This window comes from Sphingomonas sp. LH128, assembly GCF_000293195.2.
Taxonomy (GTDB): domain Bacteria; phylum Pseudomonadota; class Alphaproteobacteria; order Sphingomonadales; family Sphingomonadaceae; genus Novosphingobium; species Novosphingobium resinovorum_A.
The window spans coordinates 1-6,700 of the sequence record NZ_ALVC01000147.1; the positions used below are offsets into that span (position 1 = coordinate 1).

General features: G+C 64.3%; 5 protein-coding genes. 1 reads left to right on the forward strand and 4 read right to left on the reverse strand.

The genetic code is table 11. The features are described 5' to 3' along the window. The 3 genes from LH128_RS12885 to LH128_RS12895 form a co-directional block, all read right to left on the reverse strand. Positions 1-303, reverse strand: a 303-nt coding sequence (locus LH128_RS12885; RefSeq protein ID WP_172705037.1) for an MFS transporter, incomplete at its 3' end; no start/stop codon positions are given. Further along, entirely contained in the window at positions 300-2,522 is a 2,223-nt protein-coding gene (locus LH128_RS12890) for an alginate lyase family protein (RefSeq protein ID WP_008830079.1), read from the reverse strand. The genes LH128_RS12885 and LH128_RS12890, both read right to left, overlap by 4 nt. Continuing rightward, positions 2,519-4,711, reverse strand: a complete 2,193-nt coding sequence (locus tag LH128_RS12895; RefSeq protein ID WP_037519303.1) for a chondroitinase-B domain-containing protein — start codon at positions 4,709-4,711, stop codon at positions 2,519-2,521. The genes LH128_RS12890 and LH128_RS12895 overlap by 4 nt, the downstream gene beginning before the upstream one ends. A 376-nt stretch (positions 4,712-5,087) precedes the next feature. Here LH128_RS12895 and LH128_RS12900 point away from each other — a divergent pair, with 376 nt between their 5' ends. After that, positions 5,088-5,513 carry a HipA domain-containing protein gene (locus LH128_RS12900; RefSeq protein ID WP_008830081.1) on the forward strand — a complete coding sequence of 142 codons (426 nt, stop codon included), beginning with the start codon at positions 5,088-5,090 and terminating at the stop codon, positions 5,511-5,513. A gap of 125 nt (positions 5,514-5,638) precedes the next feature. Here the strand turns inward: LH128_RS12900 and LH128_RS12905 are convergent, their stop codons facing one another. Continuing rightward, the gene (locus LH128_RS12905) at positions 5,639-6,352 is read right to left on the reverse strand and encodes a tyrosine-type recombinase/integrase (RefSeq protein ID WP_327195154.1); all 714 of its coding nucleotides are present in this window, start codon (positions 6,350-6,352) and stop codon (positions 5,639-5,641) included. Between the last annotated feature and the right edge of the window lie 348 nt (positions 6,353-6,700).

Sequence of the window (6,700 nt, forward strand, 5' to 3'; positions counted from 1 at the left end):
CAGCAGCGCCAGCAGGCCGAGCGAGCGCACCAGCGCATGGGCCCCGATCGAAAGCGACCAGAACAGGATGGAGACGGCGAAACCCAGCCGCGTGCCGATCACGTCGAAGATCTTGCCGAAAGCCGATTGCCCGAAGGCGTAGGCCAGCATGAACACCGTCACCAGCAGCGCATAGTCGGACTTGTCGGCGCCGATCTCCTTCGAGACGGCAGGCCACATCACCGCCAGCGCATTGCGGTCGATATAGTTGATGACGGTCGCCAGCCCGATCAGGCCGATGACCATCCAGCGCAGGTTCCTCACTTGGATTTGCCTCCGGTCTTGGGGCCGGTCTTGGGCAGATCAAAGCGGCCGATCGGCCCCTTCCAGCTCTGCGTCGCCTCGCCCAGCACAAGCGAATGGGCATGGGCGGGATCGGTATCCTCGGAGACCGCGACCACCGTGGAGGCGCCGCTGCGCCAGCCGATCGTCACCACGTCGACGTCGCCCTCGCGGCGGTGGGTGAAGCTGCGCACGGCGCTTTCGCTGCCGGTGGTGGTCTCCGCCGAGGCATCGTAGCGACCATGCGGCTCCAGCAGGCTGACGAAGGCGGCATCGCGCGCGCCGTCCAGCCGCTGCACGATGAAGGGCTCTCGCCGCAGATTGAAGCGCGGGTCGTTGGCTCCGCTTTCGCCCAGGATCATCGTCACGCCCGGCGTGGCGACGCGGTAGCTGTAGAACCGGCCGTCCTCGATCCAGGTGACGACACCGTCATCCGCGCCCGGCGTCCCGGTCGCATCGACCCACATGTGCTGATAGCCGTTCGCCTTGCCCAGCACCGGGCGGGCGGTGAGGTTGGACTTCAGCGCAAAGCCGGTGTCGATCAGGTGCCCGGCATAGTGCAGCGGCAGGTCATAGCGCGCCGCCTTGCCGCCCTTCACGCGCAGAAGATCGAGCACCAGCGGGCTTTTCGCGCCCTCCACGCTCAGTTGCACCAGCGCGCGGCGGATCGTGACGCCCGGATAAGCGCCCGCCATCTCGGCGATGGAAGCCTTCGCCGGGCCTTCGCCGTTGAACCACAGCTGGCGCGGGGTGGCCGTCGCGCTTTTCCAGTCGGCGCCGAACTGGCTGCCCTCGTCCACCACCAGCGTGTTGTGCGCCACGGTCTGCTTGGCCCAGCTTTCGTTCTCGGGCAGGTAGCGCCCGCCATCCTTGGCCTCGATGTTGAGGAAGCGCGCCGCGCCATAATCGGTGACGATCGCCTGCCCGTTGTCATAGAGAATCCAGTTCAACCGGTCGAAATGGCCATGGCCCATGCCCTGCGCAGTGTTCTTGGCGACGAGCACCTGATCCTTGGCGCCAGCCCCGTCGCGCAGCACGGCGATGCCGCCGTCATTACCATCCGGCCCATCGCGTAGCAGCACCGAAGCGAAAGGGAACGGCTTCGCCTTGCCCGCCGCCAGATCGCGCGCCACTTCGAGGCCCTTGGGCGTCAGGACCGTGCGCCCCTGCCACTGCGCGATGGAGAGCAGTGCCGGATCGTGGGTCTTGGCATAGCCGATCGCGACCGCCTGATAGAGCTCCTCGGTCTTGAGGCTCTTGTCGGGCATGGCGTCGTTGAAGGGGAAGAAATAGCCGTCGTACGTCGACTGGATCGAGGTGCGGATAGCCTTCAGGACCACGCCGTCGCGGTACTCGAAGATGCGGCGCTGCGGCTCGTTGGCGTCAATCGCGGCGGCAAAGATCACGAAGGGCTGCAGGGCGTAGCGCTGGTAGTACGGCCCTTCCGCATAATAGCCGTCGGGCGAGAACAGCAGGTCCAGCTGGCGCAGGAACCCGGCCTTGCCGCTCTTGTCGAGACCCTTCAGCGCCTTGTCGACGAGGTCCTGATCGCGCAGCACGTAACCGGTCATGCCGACCCCGGCATTGGCCCATGTCGCATGGTTGTGGATGCGGTCGAAGACTTTGGGCGAGCCGGTGGACAGGAACGTCGCCATTCGGCGGAACACCTGTTCGTCGATCGTCCTGTGGTCCTGCGGGGTCAGCGCATCGCGCACCGCATCGTAGCCCTGGATGCCGTAGACCAGCCATACGGAATCGTTGAGGCTCTGCCAGAACAGACGGCCTGCCGCCTCGTTCGCAGCTGCGGGGTGCGGCCCGAGGCCGGGATAGAGCTTCGCATAGGCCAGCAGCATGTCGCGCGCGTAATCGACGTAGCGCCTGTCGCCGGTCACGCGGTAGAGCAGCCCGGCGCCGTAGAGCGCCATGTAGTTGCGCTTGTGCTGTTCGTGGGTGGCGCCGCCGCCCGGGTCCCTGGGCACCGGCACGTCGATCCCCGCCTTCATCGCCGCATCCACCGACTTGCGCACGCGCGCCAGTTCGGCGGCGAACAGCGGATAGCGCTCTGCCTGCGCGCCGAGGCCCGAGAGCGCGGCGGAGTCGGTCAGGACGGGATGGGCGTCGTCTGCGGGTGTCGCCGCGAATGCGGGCAGCGGAGTCAGCGCGGCCAGCGAAGCGCCGAGAAAAAAGGTTCGTGCGATCATGATGCGTCTCCGCCGCTGACGTTGCCGGATACCTGGACCTGCGGGGTCCCCTGCGGATAGAGCCGCGAGATCTGCGGCTGCGCGGTATCGACGAAACGGTTGTCGAGAATACGGGTGAGCGGTGCGCCGACGCTGTGGGAAACGGCGATCCGTCCCGCCTTGCGGAAGGTATTGCGCTCCAACAGCGTGGACTGCACGCCCGAAAGCGCCAGCAGTTCCGGGCCGCCGCCCTCCACGGTGTTGCCGGTGATCTCCACTTCGGGGCCAAACGTGCTCTCGTCCGTCCCGCCGCGAAGGACCTGCGCCAAAGCGCCGATGTGAGTGAAGTGGGAGCCGGCGATGGTGATGTGCTCGGCGGCGTAGAGGCCCTTGCCGCCAGTCTCCGCAGCGGCGGCGAGCACGGTGCCGGACAGGCCCGTTACGGTGACGTCGCGCAAGGTCAGGTGGTCCGCGAAAGTCGCGGGCGTGGTCGCGACGAGATCGAAGCCGGGAGAGGCATCCAGCCCGGCGAAGTCGGTGCCTTCGATCTCGACCGCGTAATTGGCGATCGTCGAGGTCGGGGCGGAGCGGATCACGGCATTGCCTGCGCTGCGGGGCGCGGCTTCGCCGGTGATCGTCAGTCCCTGCAGGCGCAGGCGGCCGCCTTCCGCCAGCGCGAACAGCGTCGGGCCGGTGAAGGCAATCGTCGCGGTTTTCGGTCCCGAAACTGTGACTGGCACGGCGATGCGAAGTGGGGCACGGACGGCGTAGCGCCCGGCGGCAAGCGCGATCACGTCTCCCGGCTGTGCCGCGGCGACGGCGGTTTCGAGCGAACCGGGATGCGTCTCGATCGTGCGGCCCGATCCGAAGGCAACTTCGGGCGCGGGCTTGGCGTACCAGTCCGGCCCCACCTGCGCGAGCGTGACAGGCACCAGATCGCGCGGCGCGCCGCGCTTCGCCTGTGCCGGATCGCCGGGATACAGCAGCCCGTTAGCTGCGCGCTTCAGCGCGATCGGCCCGGTGGTGAAGCCCGGTGCGAGTTCGGCGGGGACCTGCGCGCTCGCCGCGTTGTCCGTGAAGGCGATGCCCTTGACGTCCGCCTCGATCGCGAAGGGCGAAGCGCCTGTGCCGGTGACGAGGTTACCGGTAAAGCGGCTGTCCCGTGGCGGTGCCGAACGCTCCGCGTCCGCACCTGCACCCAGCGTGATGCGGACCGAGTCCAGTATCGAGTTGTTGGCGATCACCGCGCCGGTCACGGGATGGTAGCGGTTGATCGCAGAGCCGGGCACGCCGTTCATCACCGCGATTGCGCTGGTGAAGCTCGTTCCCGCCAGCCCTTCCATGTAATTGTCGCGCACGGTCTGGCCGGCGTTGATGACGCGCACGCCGCCGGTATGCGGCTTGCCCTTGCCCAGGAAAACGTTGCGCTCGACGAGGTTGCCGTTGCCGTGGCGCAGCACGATCGAGCCCTGCGACTGCAGGATCAGGTTGGCGCGCACGACATTGCCGCCCGACTTGACCGAGACGATCTCCACCTCTCCGTCGCAGCGGTCGAACACGTTGGCCTCGACGGTGGTGAACGAGTCCGAAAGCGATTCGTCGCTGGTTCCGATGCGGATCGTCTCGCCGCCATTGGAACCGAGCGGCGGGCGCGGACCGAAATAGTTGTGGTCGATGCGGTGGCGGTTGGCCTGCGGCTGGCCCTTGGGGCGGATCACTGCCAGCGTCACCCCGGCATTTCCCTTGCCCGCGAACCAGCTGTGATCGACGCGGTTGTCGTGCCCGTAGAGCGACACCCAGCGGTCCTCGCTGCGGCGGTCGGGTTGGTTAAAACGGTCGATGACAACCTCGGTGAGCCGCGAATTCACCGCCACCCGGCGCGAATCCCGGCGGAAGCTGATCACCTCGTCGCCCGGCGCCGCACCGTTGCGGAACACCAGCCCTGAGACTACGAGCCATTCGCCTGCCAACTTCAGGCTGGAAGCCCCGGTCAGCACGACCTTTCCGGCAGTCTGCGCCGCCAGCGTCACCGGTCGCCCATCACGCCCATGAGCCTCGAAGACGATCGGGAAATCTTTCCACTCCCCATTCGCGAGCCGAACGACATCCCCGGCCTGCACCATGGGCAAAACTCTCGCATATTCGGCAGGCGTGCGGACGAGATAGTCCCGCGCAATGGCCGGAACGGCCACGCAAGAAGCCGTCACCATAATTGGTATGACAATCTTACCAATCAACACATCTCTCCATGCCCGTCATTTATGTTTTATTGGCATACACATCTGGCATGAATCAGGCAACCCAATCCTGTCGATCAACTTCTGGGCACGCTAATCCGCCGGTGCTGCGCCGATTTACATTGGCACGAAGGGGTCCGCCGGTGCCCGCGCGATCGAAATCCCAGCAGACAGTTGCAGGTGTGGAACTGTCCGCTACGCGTGGCTAAACACCCAAGCCTCACTTGGAGTTAGCATTACGCGAAATGGGTGAAGGGCATGGCCGCACGTCAGCTCGAAGAACTTACAGCCACAAAGGCAGGAACTGGTTCGAGCACACCGCCTGATGACACCCTGCCGCCAGGGAGCCATGCGTTTTCTCGATGAGGCTGGTCAGGTCATCCGCGGCAACGCAGGGGATTCTGTCCCTCGCCTTGTCGATCTGGAAGCGATCACGGCGATCGCGCGTGCCTACGAACAGGGCAAGGAGGTATCCAACAAGGACGACCACCTGAGGAACCACAGCTTTCTGTATGCCGGCGGCGGGCAATGGCGCTTGTCGCCTGTGTTCGACGTCAATCCTGCACCCGACCGCAACCCGCATCTGGAAATGTCGATCCTGGAAGGCGGCGCGCATGATCGCTCAATGGCGCTCGCGCTGGAGGCCTGCGAGTTCTTCGAAATCGGGGAGCAGGAAGCCCGCGACACCATTCAAGGGCTGGCACAGACGGTCCTCTTCATGGCGCAATGCGCTTCGCGGGGTAAGCGTCTCCTGCCCGCTAGCAAGATCATATGAGCGAGCGGTCGTTCACGACAAGATGAAGCTCACACTGAGTCTATAATTCATATTTGATGAGTTAAACCCAACAAACCACCATATATGATTACATTGGCCGGGCCGGGGAGGTTTGGCGCAAAGGATCATTGCGAGCCTTCTGAATCCCCCCTCCTATCGGCCTTAGGATTCGGTCCTCCGCAAAACGCATCCCAGTCGCCCATCATGGCCCGGCACTTTTCCAGCAGATTGCCTCGACGATAGGCCGCCTCAGTCTTGCTCTTCACCACCTGAGCAAGCGCTGCCTCCGCAACATCGCCAGAATGTTGGGTTTCCTCACTGACCCAGTCGCGGAATGACGAGCGAAAGCCGTGCGCGGTGTAGGGCTCACGCATCTCGCGGAGCAGTTTGGTGAGAGTCATGTCGGACAGCGGGGACTTCGGCCGCGCCCCAGGAAATACCAAGGTAGCCGCCCCGAGCCGCAATTCCTCGCATCGCCGCAGAATTTTCAAGGCGCCCTCACCCAACGGCTCCACATGCTCGCGCTGCGCCTTCATCCGATCCTTGGGGATGGTCCAGAGCTTGGCTTCAAGGTCGATCTCATCCCAAGTCGCCTCTCGCACCTCTCCAGAACGTCCGGCCGTCAGGATCGCAAACTGGAGCGCAAGGCGACTGAACGATTCGCGTTCACGCAGACGCCGCAGGAATGTCGGCACCTTATCGTAGGACATGGCAGCGAAATGGCCTTCACACTCGTTACGGACAGCTTTCCCATGACCAAAACCTTCCCACATTTTATCCCACATGACCAATCGGACAGCGATGTATCGAGTTGGATGCGGCGGCGGGACGCGAATCATTTGGTAAGCCTTGGAATTCCTGGGCTTTCTACGGATCGCTCTGAATGTGTCTGGAAGAGTAAGTGGCGGAGAGGGTGGGATGCCGTTCTCCGATCTCGCCGATTTGGTAATAGCGTTCGCTTGTTGAGTGCCGGATATGCCGGATTGTAGCGGTTTTGTGTAGTGTTGAGTTCGACGGAGAGGGTGTCCGTCGAACTCACGGGAAGCGGGCATGAGTGAGGACGTCGAACGGCACGGCTTTGATGATGGTGACGTGAGTGCCCCCTGCCCGATCTGCCGGGGCGATCCGCTCGATCCTCACTTCATTGAGATGGTCGAGCGGGAAGCAGCGCTGCCGGGTCAGGTGAT

What these genes read in the sequence shown, in the direction of transcription:
- LH128_RS12890 (WP_008830079.1), bottom strand. Translation starts at nt 2,522, where the DNA reads ATGATCGCACGAACCTTTTTTCTCGGCGCTTCGCTGGCCGCGCTGACT.
- LH128_RS12895 (WP_037519303.1), bottom strand. Translation starts at nt 4,711, where the DNA reads ATGGTGACGGCTTCTTGCGTGGCCGTTCCGGCCATTGCGCGGGACTAT.
- LH128_RS12900 (WP_008830081.1), top strand. Translation starts at nt 5,088, where the DNA reads ATGCGTTTTCTCGATGAGGCTGGTCAGGTCATCCGCGGCAACGCAGGG.
- LH128_RS12905 (WP_327195154.1), bottom strand. Translation starts at nt 6,352, where the DNA reads ATGATTCGCGTCCCGCCGCCGCATCCAACTCGATACATCGCTGTCCGA.